The 15,724-nt window shown below is 68.7% G+C and carries 14 protein-coding genes and 2 pseudogenes; 9 read left to right on the top strand and 7 right to left on the bottom strand.

Going from position 1 to position 15,724, the window contains the following annotated elements; translation table 11 throughout:
* Nucleotides 1-10: 10 nt before the first annotated feature.
* A complete protein-coding gene (locus ACU5AX_RS14735) occupies nucleotides 11-1,018 on the bottom strand; it encodes a family 43 glycosylhydrolase (RefSeq protein WP_446691556.1) in 1,008 nt (335 codons plus the stop codon).
* A 14-nt stretch (nucleotides 1,019-1,032) separates the two neighbouring features.
* A complete protein-coding gene (locus ACU5AX_RS14730) occupies nucleotides 1,033-3,891 on the bottom strand; it encodes a TonB-dependent receptor (RefSeq protein ID WP_446691555.1) in 2,859 nt (952 codons plus the stop codon).
* Nucleotides 3,892-4,354: 463 nt separating this feature from the next.
* Here ACU5AX_RS14730 and ACU5AX_RS14725 point away from each other — a divergent pair, with 463 nt between their 5' ends.
* The 6 genes and pseudogenes from ACU5AX_RS14725 (at nucleotide 4,355) to ACU5AX_RS14700 (ending at nucleotide 9,644) form a co-directional block, all read left to right on the top strand.
* Nucleotides 4,355-5,509, top strand: a complete 1,155-nt coding sequence (locus ACU5AX_RS14725) for a glycoside hydrolase 5 family protein (protein ID WP_446691633.1) — start codon at nucleotides 4,355-4,357, stop codon at nucleotides 5,507-5,509.
* Nucleotides 5,510-5,519: 10 nt separating this feature from the next.
* Nucleotides 5,520-6,617: a sialidase family protein gene (locus ACU5AX_RS14720; protein WP_446691554.1), complete on the top strand. Its 1,098-nt coding sequence runs from the start codon at nucleotides 5,520-5,522 to the stop codon at nucleotides 6,615-6,617.
* The gene (locus ACU5AX_RS14715) at nucleotides 6,614-7,654 is read left to right on the top strand and encodes an arabinan endo-1,5-alpha-L-arabinosidase (RefSeq protein ID WP_446691553.1); all 1,041 of its coding nucleotides are present in this window, start codon (nucleotides 6,614-6,616) and stop codon (nucleotides 7,652-7,654) included. The genes ACU5AX_RS14720 and ACU5AX_RS14715 overlap by 4 nt, the downstream gene beginning before the upstream one ends.
* Nucleotides 7,651-8,664, top strand: a pseudogene (locus ACU5AX_RS14710) (glycoside hydrolase family 43 protein); the annotation flags it as partial. The gene ACU5AX_RS14715 and the pseudogene ACU5AX_RS14710, both read left to right, overlap by 4 nt.
* 194 nt (nucleotides 8,665-8,858) lie before the next feature.
* A pseudogene (locus tag ACU5AX_RS14705) lies at nucleotides 8,859-9,071 on the top strand (hypothetical protein); the annotation flags it as partial.
* Nucleotides 9,072-9,644 carry a glycoside hydrolase family 127 protein gene (locus ACU5AX_RS14700; protein WP_446691632.1) on the top strand — a complete coding sequence of 191 codons (573 nt, stop codon included), beginning with the start codon at nucleotides 9,072-9,074 and terminating at the stop codon, nucleotides 9,642-9,644.
* Nucleotides 9,645-9,660: 16 nt separating this feature from the next.
* Here the strand turns inward: ACU5AX_RS14700 and ACU5AX_RS14695 are convergent, their stop codons facing one another.
* The 3 genes from ACU5AX_RS14695 to ACU5AX_RS14685 all read right to left on the bottom strand — a co-directional run bounded on the left by ACU5AX_RS14695 (nucleotide 9,661) and on the right by ACU5AX_RS14685 (nucleotide 12,489).
* Nucleotides 9,661-10,407 (bottom strand): BPL-N domain-containing protein, encoded by a 747-nt coding sequence (locus tag ACU5AX_RS14695; RefSeq protein ID WP_446691552.1) that lies wholly within the window; start codon nucleotides 10,405-10,407, stop codon nucleotides 9,661-9,663.
* Between the two features lie 142 nt (nucleotides 10,408-10,549).
* Nucleotides 10,550-11,914, bottom strand: a complete 1,365-nt coding sequence (locus ACU5AX_RS14690) for an MFS transporter (protein WP_446691551.1) — start codon at nucleotides 11,912-11,914, stop codon at nucleotides 10,550-10,552.
* On the bottom strand, nucleotides 11,911-12,489 hold the full coding sequence (locus tag ACU5AX_RS14685; RefSeq protein ID WP_446691550.1) for a DNA-3-methyladenine glycosylase I: 579 nt from the start codon (nucleotides 12,487-12,489) through the stop codon (nucleotides 11,911-11,913). Before ACU5AX_RS14685 ends, ACU5AX_RS14690 begins: the two co-directional genes overlap by 4 nt.
* Before the next feature lie 103 nt (nucleotides 12,490-12,592).
* Here ACU5AX_RS14685 and ACU5AX_RS14680 point away from each other — a divergent pair, with 103 nt between their 5' ends.
* Entirely contained in the window at nucleotides 12,593-13,624 is a 1,032-nt protein-coding gene (locus ACU5AX_RS14680) for a glycoside hydrolase family 43 protein (RefSeq protein ID WP_446691549.1), read from the top strand.
* A gap of 9 nt (nucleotides 13,625-13,633) precedes the next feature.
* On the opposite strand, the gene ACU5AX_RS14675 is transcribed toward ACU5AX_RS14680, so the two are convergent.
* Both ACU5AX_RS14675 and ACU5AX_RS14670 read right to left on the bottom strand, forming a co-directional pair.
* The gene (locus tag ACU5AX_RS14675; RefSeq protein WP_446691548.1) at nucleotides 13,634-14,287 is read right to left on the bottom strand and encodes an FKBP-type peptidyl-prolyl cis-trans isomerase; all 654 of its coding nucleotides are present in this window, start codon (nucleotides 14,285-14,287) and stop codon (nucleotides 13,634-13,636) included.
* A gap of 16 nt (nucleotides 14,288-14,303) precedes the next feature.
* Nucleotides 14,304-14,783 (bottom strand): YaiI/YqxD family protein, encoded by a 480-nt coding sequence (locus ACU5AX_RS14670; RefSeq protein WP_446691547.1) that lies wholly within the window; start codon nucleotides 14,781-14,783, stop codon nucleotides 14,304-14,306.
* 81 nt (nucleotides 14,784-14,864) lie between these two features.
* On the opposite strand from ACU5AX_RS14670, the gene ACU5AX_RS14665 reads away from it, so the two are divergent.
* Nucleotides 14,865-15,062, top strand: a complete 198-nt coding sequence (locus ACU5AX_RS14665) for a hypothetical protein (protein ID WP_446691546.1) — start codon at nucleotides 14,865-14,867, stop codon at nucleotides 15,060-15,062.
* Nucleotides 15,059-15,709 (top strand): UPF0149 family protein, encoded by a 651-nt coding sequence (locus ACU5AX_RS14660; RefSeq protein WP_446691545.1) that lies wholly within the window; start codon nucleotides 15,059-15,061, stop codon nucleotides 15,707-15,709. Before ACU5AX_RS14665 ends, ACU5AX_RS14660 begins: the two co-directional genes overlap by 4 nt.
* Nucleotides 15,710-15,724 lie beyond the last annotated feature (15 nt).

Raw genomic sequence — 15,724 nt, 5'->3', positions numbered from 1 at the left:
GCGATCGGGTTCATCGTCGGGTGGGCCGTTTGGCGGGACCTGCACGCAGGGCGATGTCATGGGGCGACGCCGCGCCGTCGGTCAGTCGGATCGGCAGGATCGCACCATCCGCGGCGTAGCGGACCCGGTCGATCGCGACCTGCCGCTCGCCGCGCAGCGGCATTGGGCCGGGCGCCTGGTCCCAGCGGTGATAGACGATCAGCCATTCGCCGCGCGGGGTGCGGACGAAACTGTGATGACCCGGCCCCTGATGCGTGGCGTCGCTCTGCAGGATGGCGCCGCGATAGCGCCACGGGCCGAGCGGGGAGGGGGCGGTGGCATAATGGACCGAATAGTCCGGGCCGTTCCAGTGGCCGTGGCTGTACGACAGATAATAGACGCCGTTGCGCTCGTGCATGAACACGCCCTCGGTGAACTCGGGCGGCTGGTCGACATGCTCCTCCTGCCCGATCGTCACCATGTCGGGCTTGAGTCGCCAGACGCGCAGTCGCGCGCCGGCGCTGCCGCCGGCGTACAGGTAACTGCGGCCCGAACGGGGATCGGTGAAGACCATCGGGTCGATCGCTTCGAAGCCGTTGCCCCCGGTGATTAGCGGCGTGCCGCTGTCGCGATAGGGGCCGCCCGGTCGCGTCGCAACTGCGACCCCGATCCGGCTGGGTGTCGGATTCTGCGGTCCGACGGAGTAATAGAGATAGTAACGGCCGTTGCGACGGGCGACTCCCGGCGCCCACAGGAAATGCTCGCGGGCGCCGTCGTCGCCGATCCAGCGGATGTCGTCGCGACGGATCAGCACGCCGCGGCTGCGCCAGTGGCGCAGGTCCCGGGACGAGAAGGCGCCGAACCGGTCGGCGCTCCAGCTGCCGCCCGGTCCGCCGGTCGGGAAGACCCACATCTCGCCGTTGATGATCATCGCGTGCGGATCGGCACCCTGGAATTGGGGATTGTCCGCCGCCGCCATCGTGGCGGACGACAGGCACAAGGCCAGGAGCAGGCGGCGGGCAAGGCGGCTGGAGCGCATCGTCTATTCCCGGATCAGAAGCGGAACCGCACGCCGAGCGAGTAGCTGCGCTCGAGATACAGGACCTGACGCAGATAGCTGTCGCCCGTGTCGAACTGCCGCGACCGCTGGATCGGGTTGCCGAGCAGATTGACGATGTCGAACGCCAGCGTGATGTTCGGCACCGGCGTCACCGAGGTCGAGAAGTCGAGCTGGCCGCGCCCTTCCTCGATCGTCGGATGGGCGATCGGATCGAACGTCTCGAACGTATAGTAAGAGACGAAGCGCGAGCGGTAATTGTAGGCCAGCCGGGCCGAGAATTGCGGCTTCTCGTACAGGGCGACGACGTTGTACGCCCATTTCGACACGCCAGGGAACGCCTGCTGCTGGTTGTTGTACGACGCGGCGAAATTGGGCTGCAGGTCGCCCTTGGCGTCGATGTAGGTGCCGTTCGCCTGAATGCCGAAGCCCTTGGCCCAATCGGGCAGGCCGGCGATGTCGAGGAAGCTGGTGAACTGCACCTCCGCGCCCTGCAAACGGGTGCGGCCGAGGTTCACCGGCTGGTCGATGGCGATCAGGCCATAGGTCGGATCGCGCGAGACGTTGTTGACCGTCGCGAGGAAGCCCTTGACATCGTGGCGGAACACCGCGGCGCTGAAGAAGCCCGAACGCGAGAAATAATATTCCAGGCTGGCGTCATAGTTGTTCGACACTAAAGGCTGCAGATTGGGATTGCCCTCCGAGCCGCCGCGGGCGCAATTGCGGCTGTTGTAGGTGGCGCTGGTCGGATCGAGGCAGGGACTGCCCGCCGGGAAGGTGGGCGGCGTGCCCAGCGACAGATTGGGACGCAGGTCGATGAAGTTCGGCCGGGTCCGCGTCTTGGTGTAGGCGAGGCGCAGCTGCAGCCCGTCGTCGAACGCGATGCGGGCGCTGCCGTTCGGCAGATAGTCGGTATATTCGTTGGTCGCATTGGCCGGGGAGACGACCCCGGCGATGTTCTGCTGCGCCTGGATGCGATCCTTGGTCTTGACCACGCGCAGGCCGGCGAGGCCGTCGATCGTCACGCCACCCAGGTCGAAGCCGTATTTCAGCTGGCCATAGGCGGCATAGGCCTTCTCATTGGCACGGAATTGCTGGGTCGGATCGAAGGCGACCGTTCCCGCCGGCTCCAGGAAGAAGGCGCGCAGCGCGGGCAGGTTATTTCGGATGCTGTCGCGGGTGATCGCCGCATAGGCGACGTTCGGCTGGGCATTGTTGTAGGTGAAGCCGGGCAGGGTGGTCCGCACGTCGGCGCCGGGCAGCGCGGTCAGCGGGATCTGCCGGTCCTCGAAATAGACCGGCGCGCTGGTGGCGGTGCCGGGGGTGAAGACATTGTTGTAGATGTTGCCGAAGTCGCGCGAGGCATCGCGGTCGTCGTAGCGGACGCCGAACTGCAGGCGGCGCAGGAAGCCGTTGCCCAGATCATAGGCAAGGTCGGCGCGCGACTGCCAATCCTTGCCGCTGACCACGGTCAGTTCCTGATAGAGGCCGCGCGCGACGAAATTGGCCGGATCGGTGATCGAATAGTTGAGGAAGGTCTGCGACGGGCCACCGTCCAGGTCCTTCGACACGTCGAAATTGGAGATGTGCGTCGGCACGCCGCGGGTGGCGTAATCGACGTTGACGAGATCGGCGGTGTATTTGCTGTCGGTATAGGCGATGTCGGCGGACAGGGTCAGGCGATCGTGCGTGTAGTTGACGCCGCCGCCGCCCTGATAGGTGTCGGTCTTGCCGTTGAACGATCCGGTATAGCCGTCCGGGCGCACCGCGCCGGTGACCGTCGCCTGGGCGATCTTGTTGGTGCCGGGGATGGTGGTGATGTTCGACAGCGTGATGCCGCCGAAGTTCGGGATGAACATCCAGCGGTTATAGTCCTTCGACCGGAAGCCCTGGTACAGGCCGTCGAGGTAGATCTCGAGATCCGGCGTCGGCTTCCACTGGAAGGCGGCATTGGCCGACGGGCGGTAGCGCGCGCCATAGCCGAGGAAATTGCCCTGGGCGTCCGGGAAGCGCAGCCCGGCGGTCTGGCCCGGCGCGTTGTTGGCGTCGGTGGTCGCGATCACCACCGACTGTTCGCGCGACGAATCCATGAAGTTGATGCCGACGTACGAGGCGTTGAGCAGCAGGCCCATCTCGCCGATGCCGGTGTTCCAGCGGTCGCTGATCAGCAGGTTGCCGTTGGGCACAATGCGTTCGGATTGCTGCGACAGCACGCCGTTGAGCGAGCCGGACAGCTCGAAGCCGTTGAAGTCGAAGGGCTTGCGACCGCGCACGTTGATCTCGCCGGCGATGCCGCCCTCGATCTGGTTGGCGGTGCCCGACTTGTAGACCTCGAGCGCGGCGACGGTGCCGGCGGGGAAGTCCTGGATCTGGACGTAGCGGCCTTCGGCGGTGAAGATCTGGCGGCCGTTATAGGTGGTGGTGAGATCGGGTAGCCCGCGCACCGTAACGCCGGCCGACTCGCCGCCGCCCCGCGTCACGGCGACGCCGGCAACACGCTGGAGCGCGGACGAGGCAAAGGTGTCCGGCAGCTTGCCGATATCCTGCGCGACGACCGCATCGACGATGCCGTCGGAGGTGCGCTTGATCGCCTGCGCCGATTCAAGACTGCGGCGCAGACCGGTGACGACGACGTCGCCCTCGCCGTCGACTGGTGTCTCCTGCACCGACGAAGCGGCGGCCGGGTTGGCGCTCTGATCGGATGCGACCTCCGGCTTCGGCAGGTCCTGGGCATCGTCCTTGGTTTGCGACGCCGCTTTGGTGGCGGTCGTCCCGCTGTCCTGCGCGGCGGCAGGCACAGTGACCAGCAGCGCGGTGATGGCCACCGACGCGCGCAACAACCCCTTGGTGTTCATATCCCCTCCTTGTCCCGCCATCCGGTTGGTTCCGAAGGTCGGTCAGTGGTCCGTACCGTACCTAATCGTATCTGCCAACGGCTAATTGTCTGATTAGTTTTAGGAAGCGTGTGTCAGACCCTTGTCTTCCCAGCGTCATGCCGCGAAGATGGCGCCGCCCCGCAGAATGGGCACGCGACCGCATCGCGGACGATTGAGGGAGGATCATATGAGGCATCTGCTACGTGCCAGAACCGCGTTTCGTACACCGTCTACGCGTGGCGCGACTGGTGAGGGGACCGCGCGCGCCTTGCAGAAATTGGCTGGCGCGATGGCGCATCTGCTCCGCCAAATCAACGTATCGAGCCGCCAAAAATCATTCGTTATCTTGCCTGACAAGGCGGAGAGGCGGGCAGGCGTCGCCGGCGCGAACCGTGCTGATCAACGACGTGAACGGGTAACGACGAAGTCGCTTTTCCCCCTTCTGATCGCGTGCGCGGCTGTCCTGACAGCCTCGCCCGCCGCCGCGCGTGAGCGGTGGAGCGAGGCGCAGGCCAGCGGCTGGTATGCGCGCCAGCCCTGGCTGGTCGGAGCCAATTACGCGCCTGCCAGTGCGATCAACCAACTCGAGATGTGGCAGGCCGCAACCTGGGATCCGCGCCGCATCGACAGCGAGCTGGCCTTGGCACAGGGCATCGGCATGAACACGATGCGTGTGTTCCTGCACGACCAGCTGTGGGCGCAGGATCCGGAGGGTTTCAAGCGGCGGATCGACGAATTCCTAGCCATCGCGCATCGCCACGGCATCCGCCCGCTGTTCGTGCTGTTCGACAGCTGTTGGGACCCGGATCCCAAGCTGGGGCCGCAACATCCGCCGATCCCCGGCGTGCACAATTCCGGCTGGGTACAGGGTCCAGGCCTGCCCGGTCTGCGCGATCGCGCCGGCTGGCCAAAGTACAAGGCCTATGTCCAGGGGGTGATGGGGGCCTTCAAAGCCGACGACCGCATCCTCGGCTGGGATTTGTGGAACGAGCCCGACAATCCGGCCGATCAGTACAAGGGGCAGGAGGGCAAGGAGCCGCTGGTGCGTGCCATGCTGGCGCAGGTGTTCGACTGGGCACGCGCCGCCGATCCAAGCCAGCCGGTCACGTCCGGCGTGTGGTGGCACGATGACTGGTCGCCCACCGGAGGTAAGCTGACGCCGATGGAGAAGCTGCAGCTCGGCCAGTCCGACGTCATCACCTTCCACGATTACAGCTGGCCAGAAACGTTCGAGCGGCGCGCACGCCAGCTGATCCCCTATGGCCGGCCGGTGATCTGCACCGAATATATGGCGCGCGGCAACGGATCGACCTTCGACACCATCCTGCCGATCGGCAAACGGCTGAACGTCGGCATGATCAACTGGGGGTTCGTCGACGGCAAGACGCAGACGCGGCTGCCGTGGGACAGCTGGAAGAAGCCCTATACGATGGATGAGCCGACGATCTGGTTCCACGAGGTGTTCCGGGCCGATGGCACGCCCTATCGTCAGGCGGAGACCGACCTGATCCGGCGGATGAGCGCCGCGCCGAAGGGGGTGGTGCCCCCGCCGCCGGCCGAGATGCCCGTGGTGCCGGCACGGCGCGTGCGGCGCTGATCGTATGGCGATGTGGCCGGCATCCTGGCTGACGACGGCTGCCGTCACGTTCGGCCTGCCGGTCGCCGCCACCGCGGCGACGCCATCCGCCGACACGGCGAACGGCCCAAGCGTGATCCCCGGCGCGACGCTGTATCCACGCGCGTTCGTTGTGCGGCACAATGCGCGGCTGAAAGGGCAATTGGTGCTGGCGACGCTGGCCGGCATCATCGCCAGCAGCGACGAGGGGCGCAGCTGGACGCCGGTCGGCGCGATCCCCGCGCCGCCGGGAACGACGGAACGCTGCTGCGGCGTCCTGTACGAGTTGCCGCACCGCGTCGGCGATCTCGCGGCGGGCAGCTTCCTCTATGCGGCGACCTACCATCTCGGCCCGCGCACGACGATCCGCGTCTATCGGAGCGAAGACGGAGTGCATTGGCGGCCGCATAGCGAAGTCGCGGCGGGCGGGCCGATCGGCACAGGCGTGTGGGAGCCGCAATTCGACGTCGCACGCGACGGTGCTCTGGTCGTCTTCTGGTCGGACGAGACCGATCCATGCTGCAGCCAGCGGCTGCGTCGCGCGCGCAGCTATGACGGGCTCGACTGGCGCGATGTCGGTGATCTCGTCCGCGGGCATCGGCAGGCGGACCGGCCCGGCATGGCGACGACCGCGCGGCTGGCCGACGGGCGGACCGCGATGACTTATGAGATCTGCGGCCCCGATCGCTGCGCCGTTCATATCCGCTACTCGCGGAACGGCTGGGACTATGGCGACCCCGGCGATCCGGGCTCCCGCATCCAGACCGCTGCTGGAGAGTATCTCGCGCATGCACCGACCGTCGCGGTCAGCGGCGACCGGCTGCTGGTCGTCGGCCAGATGGTCTATCAAGCGGACGGCAGCGTCTCGCCGCTGAACGGCCGGGTCGTGCTGGAACGGCGTGGCACCGGCGGCGCGTGGCGGCCGATCGCGGCGCCGGTACCAGTGCCCGATGCATATGACAATTACTGTCCGAACTATGCCAGCATGCTCATACCCCGCGACGATGGTCGGACGCTGATGATGATCGCCTCCGCCTACGACGCGCAGCATCGGTGCCGGGCCTATTTCGGGAAGGGGGTGCTGCGATGACCGTCGCGCGCCGCATTGCGCATGTCGCCATCGTCATCGGTGGTGGCGTCGCGCTCGCCGCCCTCGCGCAGACGCCGTCGCTGCCACTGACCGGGGACGTCGCGCCGGTGCACGATCCGGTGATCATTCACGCCAACGACGGCTATCACGTCTTTTCCACCGGGATCGGCGCGGAGGGGCAGGGGTTGCTGTCGGCCCGCCATTCCCGCGACCGACTCCACTGGGAGCGGGAACGGCCGCCGTTCACCGCGTTGCCCGCCTGGACGAGCCGGGCGATCCCGGGCGCGAAGAACATGTGGGCGCCGGACATCAGCTATGTCGATGGCCAATACCGCCTCTATTACGCGGTTTCGACCTTCGGCTCGAACCGGTCGGCGATTGGCCTCGCCACCGGCCGCAGCCTCGACCCGGCATCGCCCGATTTCGGCTGGCATGATGAAGGCATGGTGCTGATGTCGACGCCGACGGACGATTACAACGCGATCGATCCGGCCTTCCTCGCCGATGCGAAGGGGCGGCAATGGCTGTCGCTCGGCAGTTTCTGGACCGGGCTGAAGCTGTTCCGGCTCAATCCGCGCACCGGCAAGCTGCTCGATCCCGGCGCCAGGCCGATCGCCATCGCACGCCGGCCGGTCCCGGCCGGCGCGCCGTCGATCGTCGAGGCGCCCTACATCTTCGAACACGACGGCTGGTACTGGCTGATCGCATCCTACGATTATTGCTGCAAGGGCGTGAACAGCACCTATTACAGCGTCATCGGCCGCTCGCGCCGGGTCGAGGGGCCCTATCGCGGCAAGGACGGCAGCGCGATGATGGCCGGCGGCGGCACGATCCTGCTGCGCGCCGACCTGCAGGAGAAACAAAGGTTTCGCGGGCCGGGGCATGTCGGCCACACCCGCGATGCCGACGGCACCGACTATATTGTCTATCACGCCTATGACCGCGACCATGGCGGCGTGCCGACCCTACGGCTGGCGCGGTTGCGCTGGGGGGCGGACGGCTGGCCGGTCGCCAGCAACGAGGGAGAGCCACAATGACCGATACCGGACGCCGCCTGTTCGTGGCCGGCGCGCTGACGCTGCTGGCCGATCCGGGCTTCGCCGCGACGCTGCCGCCCCGCGAGCGCTTTCCCGATCCATTGGTCCGCCAGCGCGCCGACGCCCAGGTCTTCCGTCATAGTGACGGCTGGTATTACATGACCGGCTCCGTTCCCGAATACGACCGGTTGGTGCTGCGCCGCGCGCGGTCGATCGCCGGACTGGCGACAGCCAAGGAGACGGTGCTGTGGCGGCATCCGGCGAGCGGGCCGATGTCGGGGTTCATCTGGGCGCCGGAACTGCACCTGATCGACGGCCAGTGGATCATGTATTTCGCCGCCGGGCCAAGCGGCGGCGGTGCCGACGTCTTCCGCATCCGGACCTTTGCCCTAAGCTGTGACGGCCGCGATCCGATGACCGGCCGCTGGTCCGAGCTCGGCCAGCTGCAGACGCCGTGGGACAGCTTCACGCTGGATTCGACCAGCTTCGTGCATCGTGGCACACGCTATCTCGCCTGGGCGCAGCGCGAACCGGGGATCGACACCAACAGCAACATCTACCTCGCGCCGCTCGCCACCCCGCTGACGCTGGCGGCGCGGCCCGCCCGGCTGACCGTGCCGACGCTGCCGTGGGAGGTGCGCGGCTACAAGGTGGCGGAGGCGCCGGCGCTGCTCGCACATGGCGGCAAGCTGTTCCTGACCTATTCGGCGAGCGCTACGGACTCGCGCTATTGCCTGGGTATGCTGACCGCCGACGCCGCCAGCGACATCATGGACCCGGCGAGCTGGACCAAGTCGCAGCAGCCGGTCTTCCAGACCTCGACCGCCTATCATCGCTACGGACCCGGTCACAACAGCTTCACCGTCGATCATGCGGGGCGCGACGTGCTGATCTACCATGCGCGGGATTACGACAAGATAGTCGGCGATCCGCTATTCGACCCGAACCGTCACACCCGTGCGAAATACTTCCGCTACCGGCCGGATGGCACGCCCGATTTCGGCGTCCCCGGAGAGGTGGTCTGAGGCCGACCATGCGGCGGCGACCGAGTGGGAGGGCAATATGCGATGCAGGTGATGGCGAGTAACCGGCGCGGGTTGCTGGCGGCTGGCGGAGCGCTGGCGATCGCCAGTGCGGCGGGGCGCGGTAGGGCGGCCGATCGCTATCGACCACGCACCAGAGTTTCGAGGCGCCGTGCGGCAGCTACGGCCATTTCAAGGCGGCCCGCTATCTGATCGCCGCGACGGGTGAGAGCCATTGGGGCGATGCGATGGAACGGCTGCTCCACAATGCCGCGCTCGGCGTGCTGCCGCTGAAGCCGAACGGCACCGCTTTGTATTATGGCGATTACAACGACCTTGGGACCAAGACCTATTTCGAATACCAATGCCCGTGCTGTTCGGGAACGATCGGGCAATTGGCGGCCGACTATAACGTCAGCAGCTATTTCCACGACGCGCAGGGCATCTACGTCAATCTCTATCTGCCGTCGGTGGTGCGATGGGACGGCGTGACGCTGACCCAGCAAACCGACTATCCGGTATCGCCGCGCATGCGCATCGCCGTCGCCCTAGTACGACCGCGTCACTTCGCCATCCGCCTGCGCATACCCGGCTGGGCGACGAGCGGGACGACAATGCTGATCAACGGACATCCGGCCGGGGTCTCCGTCCAGCCAGGCCGGTTCGCCGCCATCGACCGGATTTGGTCGAGCGGCGATACCGTCGAGCTCACCTTCGCCATGCCGCTGCGGCTGGAGGCGGTGGATGCGCAGACGCCCGATCGGGTGGCGCTGATGCGTGGGCCGCTGGCGCTGTTCCAGAGCGGCGAGCAATTGGTACCGTTCCGCCGGACCGAGCTGACCGGCGCACGGCAGGTCGGCGACACGGCGGCATGGACGGTCGCGACCGACAGCGGGCCGAAGGCATTCCTGCCCTTCGCCGCCGTGCCGCCCGCCACTCCGACGCGCCTGTATCAGGCGGTCGTCTAGGGGACGCCGCCGGCCGCTAGAGCGCGAACTGGTCGAGTAACGTTTTGATCGGCGCGCCGGCCGGTAACATCGTGCGGGGCAGGTCGGCGTCGGCGAACCAGGAGGCATCGGCTTCCGGATGCGGGCCGCTGAGCACGACGCTGCCGGAGCCGGCGCGATAATGCGCGGCCGCGACATCGCCGTTGCGATAGGCGGCGAGCTGGCGAAAGCCGCGGCCATCGGCATGCGCCGGAAAGAAGGGCCCATCCTGATAATAGAGCGTCTGCACCTGGCCGCCCCAGCGGACCGGCACCGCCGTATCGTCTTCATCGGCGGCGGATGAGCCGGGGCGACGCACCTCGCTGTCGAGCTGATCGTCGATCAGGCCGATATTGCTGCGGTCGGCGAGATAGGCGCCCATGCACAGCCCCAGGTAATTGCCGCCGTCCATCACGAAACGGCGGATCGCCTGCACCCGCTGCGGCCCCAGCTGAGCCAGGGCAGCCGCGATGTCCTGGCCGCCGCCTGGCTGGACGTAGATCCTGAAGCGCCGCAAGCTGGCGTCGCTGATGTCCTGACGTTCGTTCGGGCCGACGAAGGTCACGCGGTAGCGTGGACTGACCCGGGTGATCGCGCGCGCCAGCGCCTCCGGGCAGTCGTCGCAGGCAGCAGGGCCGCGGTAGATCGCGACCGGCACGATCGCGTCGTCCGCGCGGATCGCCGACGCGGAAGAAGTTGCGCTGACAAACGCCGTCAGCGCCGCAAGGGCGATCACAGACTTCATGGTTCCTGCTCGCTCGATGGTCGAACATCGAATGGCGGACGCAGCGTGTCGCGTCCGGGGGTGGAAGTCGCGACGGCGCGGATCGTTCCGTCCGGCCGGGTTCAGCGTCGCGGCGGACCAACCCCGGCTGGGCGCCGCCTCGTCAGCGCTCGAGCGTCAGGAAGGCGGTCACGCCCGCCGCGACCGCACAGCCGGCGGCAGCCAGCGCAGCGAGGTGGAAGGCGCCAGTGATCGCGGCGGCGGGCACCGCGATCACCGCGCCGGCCAGCGCCGTCGCGATCAGGCCGCCGGTCCGAGCGATCGCGCTGTTGAAGCCGGAGGCGGTGCCGGTGTGGCGCGCGCCGACCGCGGACAGCACTGCTGTCGTCAACGGCGCGACGGCCCCCGCCATGCCGAGCGCGACGACCGCCATGCCGGGCAGCACGCCCGTCCAATAGCTCGCCTGCGGATCGGCGCGGGCGAGCAGCGCGAAGCCGGCGCCGACGACGACCGGGCCGATCGACAGCGGCCAGCGCGGCCCGATGCGCTCGCTGAGCCGACCGACCAGGCGCGACACCGTGCCGATCACGATCGAGAAGGGCAGCAGCGCCAGCCCCGCCTGGGTCGGGCTATAGCCGCCGGCGACGATCAGCAGATAGGGCAGCAGCACCAGCAGCCCGCCAAGCGCGCCGTAGAGCAGCAGCGTCAGCAGGGTCAGTCCGACGAACGGGCGTGAGGCGAACAGCGCGACCGGCATCATCGCCCGGTCGCCGCGCCGCAACTCGTGCCAGACGAACAGGCCGAGCAGCAGCAATCCCCCGGCCAGTCCGGTCCAGATCGCCGGCGAGGCGGCGTGGCGGCTCGACCACAGCGTCAGCGCCCAGGTCAGCCCGCCGAGGGCGGCGGTGGCGAGGATCGCACCGGGCCAATCGAGCGGCTGCGCCTCCGTCTCGCTTTCGCGGACAAAAGCGATGGCGACGACGACCGCCGCCGCAGCGACCGGCAAATTGACGTAGAAGATCGCACGCCAGCCGAGCGTGTTGACCAGCCAGCCGCCGAGCGGCGGGCCGACCGCGCTGGCGATCGCGCCGGCCGCCGCCCAGGTGCCGACCGCGCGACCCCGTGCCTCGCCGGTGAAGCTGCTACCGAGGATGCCGAGGCTGTTCGGCATCAGGATCGCCGCGCCGATGCCCTGCAGCGCGCGCGAGGCGAGCAGCACGGTCAGGTCGGGGGCGAGCGCGCAGCCGATCGAGGCGACGGCGAACAGCAGGATGCCGACGATCAGCATCCGCCGCCGGCCGACATGGTCGCCCGCCGCGCCGCCGATCAGCAGCAGGGCGGACAGCGGCAGCAGATAGGCGTTGATCACCCAGGGCAGATGGCCCGCCCCGCCGCCGAGCTCGCGGCCGATCGTGGGCAAAGCGACATTGGTCACCGACCCGTCGATGAAGGCGAGGCTGGATGCCAGCATCGTCGCGGCGATGGTGCCGGCGGGATGCGCGACCGCGCGCCGATCGTCCGCGCTCATGCCGCGGCGTGCCGGCGGAAGCAGCTTGCCTCGTGATCGTCGACCAGCCCGCAGGCCTGCATCCAGGCGTAGACGATGACCGGGCCGACGAATTTGAAGCCGCGGCCCTTCAGCGCGGCGGACAGCGCCTCCGATTCCGGCGAGCGGGTGCGCTGGCCATGGCCGTCGCCGACCTGCGGTGCGCCGCCGACGAAGCTCCAGACGAAGGCCGCAAAGTCCTCGCCGCCCGCCTGCATGGCGCGATAGGCGCGGGCATTGCCGATCGTCGCCTCGATCTTGGCGCGGGAGCGGACGATGCCGGGATCGGCGAGCAGTCGGACGACGTCGTCCTGGTCGAAGCGGGCGACCCGGTCGGGCTGAAAGTTCGCAAAGGTCGCGCGAAAGGCGTCCCGCTTGCGCAGGATGGTGATCCAGGCGAGCCCGGCCTGGAAGCCGTCGAGCATCAGCTTTTCCCACAAGGCGCGGCTGTCATATTCGGGCACGCCCCATTCGCGATCGTGATAGGCGGCGAGCAGGGGATCGCCCTGCGCCCAGCGGCAGCGGTGGACGGGCGCGGCGGGAGAGGGGCTGACCATGGCGGGGGGATGCCCGGCTTCGGCCGGTCTGTCGATGGCCGCCCGGTCGCGGCGCCAGGGGGGCTTGGTTGCGGTGCCGGCAAAGTCTTGGCAGATCAAGCACATGACCTTGGACCGCCCGGCAAAGCGCCTCTTCGCCGCGTTAACCACGTTGCTCGTCGGCGCCGCCGGCCCCGCCGCCGTGCCGCACAATCCGATCGTGCCCGGCTGGTATGCCGATCCCGAGATCCGGCGCTTTGGCGGACAATATTGGATCTACCCGACAACGTCGGAGGCACCGGCGGATGCGCCCGCGCCGCGGCTGAACGCGGCGCAGCGGCGAATGCGCGCCGCGCCGAACATCCGCCCCGCCTTCCTGACCCAGACCTATCTGGACGCCTTTTCCTCGCCCGATCTGGTCCATTGGGCGCGGCATCCGCGCATCCTCGACACGACCGGGGTCGATTGGGCCGCCTATGCGATCTGGGCACCGTCGGCGATCCGCGCCAACGGGCGCTATTACCTGTTCTTCGGCGCCAACGACGTCCACGAGGGCGAGATCGGCGGGATCGGCGTCGCGGTCGCCGACCGGCCGCAGGGGCCGTTCCGCGACCTGATCGGCAAGCCGCTGATCGGCGGCATCCACCATGGCGCGCAGCCGATCGACCAGTTCGCCTTTCGCGACGACGACGGCCAGCTCTACCTCTATTACGGCGGCTGGGGGCATCTCAACGTCGTGCGGCTCGCCCCCGACCTGAAAAGCCTGCGCCCGTTCGCCGACGGCACGACCTATCGCGAGATCACGCCGCCCGGCTATGTCGAGGGCTCGTTCGTCATCAAGCGGCGCGGCATCTATTATCTGATGTGGTCGGAAGGCGGCTGGACCGGCCCGGACTATCGCGTCGCTTATGCCACCGGGCGCAGCGCGCTCGGCCCCTTCACCGTGCGCGGCACGATCTTGGCGCAGGACGACCGGGTCGCGCGCGGGGCGGGGCACCATTCGGTGATCCGCGAACCGGGCAGCGACCGCTGGTGGATCGCCTATCACCGCCGGCCGCTGAGCGAAACCAAGGGCGACCACCGCGTGCTGGCGGTCGACCGGCTCTATTTCAACGCGGACGGCACGATCCGGCCGGTGGTGATGACCGGCCGGTGACGGAGAGAATCAGGGTTTCGGCGTGGCGGGCGCCGGCGTCGCCGACGCGGCGGGCGCGGCATCGGGGGATGCGGCCTTGCGCATCGCGTCGATCTCCGCCGCGGTCTTGAAGTCGAGCAGCTCAACCTGGAAAACGAGGTCGGAATTGGCGGGGATCGGGCCCGAGACGCGGGCGCCATAGCCGAGCGCGGCGGGGATGCAGAGCCGGATCACGCCGCCGCGGCCGACCATCTGCAACCCCTGCGAGAAGCCGGGGATGACATCGGCGACCGGCATCGGCGTCTGGGTGTTCTGGTCGAACACCGCGCCGGTCGCGGCGAGATAGCCGATATAGTTGACCAGCACCGTCGCGTCGGCGGCCGGCTTCGCCCCGGTCGCCGGGCGCAGCATCGTATAGCCGAGGCCGGTCGCGGTCCGCGCCGTGCAGCTGCGCTGCGCCGCCGGCACGATCGGCTGCAGCGGCAGCGGGATGATCGTCGTGTCGGCCGGCGCCGGGGCGGCGGTGCGCGCCGGGGTGGCGGTGCGGATCGCCGCACGGGCGCGTGGCGCCTTGACCTGCGCCGGGGCGGCGGTCAGCGGCAGGGCGGCGAGGATCAGGGCGAGCGGGGCGGGGGCGATATGGCGCATCGCCGCGCCGTAATCGGCCTTGGCGGGCGAGATCAAGCGCCGTCGGCGCCGGTCAGCGTGGCGCCTGGCGGATCACCCGGGTCAGCGCAGCGTCAAGCGCCGACAGGAAGCGCGAGCGATCCTCCTTGCCGAACGGCGGCGGTCCGCCGATGCGGTCGCCGCCGGCGCGCAGATCGGCCATGATCGCGCGCACCGCGATGGCATTGCCGATCGAGCTGGTGGTGAAGGGGCGGCCGTTCGGCGCGACCACCGTCGCCCCCGCCTTTAGGCAACGGTCGGCCAGCAATATGTCGGCGGTGATCACCACCGACGCAGGGCCGGCGCGTTCCGCGATCCAGTCGTCGGCGGCGTCGAAGCCGTCGTCGACGGTGATCCGGCTGATCAGCGGATGCGCCGGCACGCGCAGGAAGGCGTTGCTGACGACCGTCACCGGCACCTCCAGCCGGTAGGCGACGCGATAGATCTCGTCCTTGACGGGGCAGGCGTCGGCATCGACGAGGATCCGGACAGGGGCAGGAGATGGCACGGTCACGCATGCCGCTGTGCCATATTTGCGCGTGCCGGCCTAATCTGCGGCGCTGTCAAAGCCGGGCGATCCTGCTAGCGAGGGGCGATGCTGACATTACGCACCAGACGCCGGGCAGCGGCAACGGCCCGCGCGCTCGACCGGCTCGCCGCGATCGAGGCGTCGGTGATCGCGCTGGCCGATGAGGATCTGCTCGACCTGGCCGACATCCTCGCGGCCGGCGCGCCGACCCCGCTGCGCGACATCACGGCGGCGGAGATGCGCCGCCGCAACATCAGCCTGTGAGGGCGCTGCCGTCGCGCTTCCGCCGGCTGGACGGCGCGCTCGCCGACCTGCCGGTCGAGGAGCCGATGCTGCTGACCGAACTCGACGGCTTCCTGACCGGCCTGTCGGTGCTGCCGGCGGCGATACCGGCGATGGAATGGATGGCGGTGATCTGGGGGCCGGAGACCGACGGCATCCCGGCATTCGACGACCCGCTCGACGTGCAATGGTTCGCCGGCGCGGTGGCGGCGCGGCGCGACGAGATCGTCCGCGACCTCGCACGCGGGCGGTTGCAGCCGATCATCGACGTCGACGAGCGCGACGGCGAGCCGCTGTGGGATGATTGGATCCATGGCTTCGCCGAGGCGATCGCACTGCGCCCGGAGCTGTGGGAGACGATGGCCGACCAGCCGCGCACGGCGACGGCGGTGGCCGGGCTGGAGACGCTGATCGCGGTGGCGCGCGAGGAGAGCGAGCTGGACAGCGTCGCGATCAACGCGCTGCAGGAGCATGCCGTCGCCGAATTGAAGGCGGCGGTGCAGGTGCTCCATGCCGCCCTGCCGCAGGCTGCCGCCCAATCCGCGACGGCCGCCCCGGCGGCGAAGGTCGGCCGCAACGATCCCTGCCCGTGCGGTTCGGGCCGGAAACACAAACGCTGCTGCGGCTGAGCGGCGCGGGCGAGC

The sequence above is a fragment of the Sphingomonas benefaciens genome (assembly GCF_052907485.1).
The sequence above is the reverse complement of the archived record's forward strand: the minus strand, read 5'-3'. Positions and strand labels throughout refer to the sequence as shown.

What these genes read in the sequence shown, in the direction of transcription:
- ACU5AX_RS14680 (WP_446691549.1), top strand. Translation starts at nt 12,593, where the DNA reads ATGACCTTGGACCGCCCGGCAAAGCGCCTCTTCGCCGCGTTAACCACG.
- ACU5AX_RS14690 (WP_446691551.1), bottom strand. Translation starts at nt 11,914, where the DNA reads ATGAGCGCGGACGATCGGCGCGCGGTCGCGCATCCCGCCGGCACCATC.
- ACU5AX_RS14735 (WP_446691556.1), bottom strand. Translation starts at nt 1,018, where the DNA reads ATGCGCTCCAGCCGCCTTGCCCGCCGCCTGCTCCTGGCCTTGTGCCTG.
- ACU5AX_RS14720 (WP_446691554.1), top strand. Translation starts at nt 5,520, where the DNA reads ATGTGGCCGGCATCCTGGCTGACGACGGCTGCCGTCACGTTCGGCCTG.
- ACU5AX_RS14665 (WP_446691546.1), top strand. Translation starts at nt 14,865, where the DNA reads ATGCTGACATTACGCACCAGACGCCGGGCAGCGGCAACGGCCCGCGCG.
- ACU5AX_RS14730 (WP_446691555.1), bottom strand. Translation starts at nt 3,891, where the DNA reads ATGAACACCAAGGGGTTGTTGCGCGCGTCGGTGGCCATCACCGCGCTG.
- ACU5AX_RS14715 (WP_446691553.1), top strand. Translation starts at nt 6,614, where the DNA reads ATGACCGTCGCGCGCCGCATTGCGCATGTCGCCATCGTCATCGGTGGT.
- ACU5AX_RS14695 (WP_446691552.1), bottom strand. Translation starts at nt 10,407, where the DNA reads ATGAAGTCTGTGATCGCCCTTGCGGCGCTGACGGCGTTTGTCAGCGCA.
- ACU5AX_RS14685 (WP_446691550.1), bottom strand. Translation starts at nt 12,489, where the DNA reads ATGGTCAGCCCCTCTCCCGCCGCGCCCGTCCACCGCTGCCGCTGGGCG.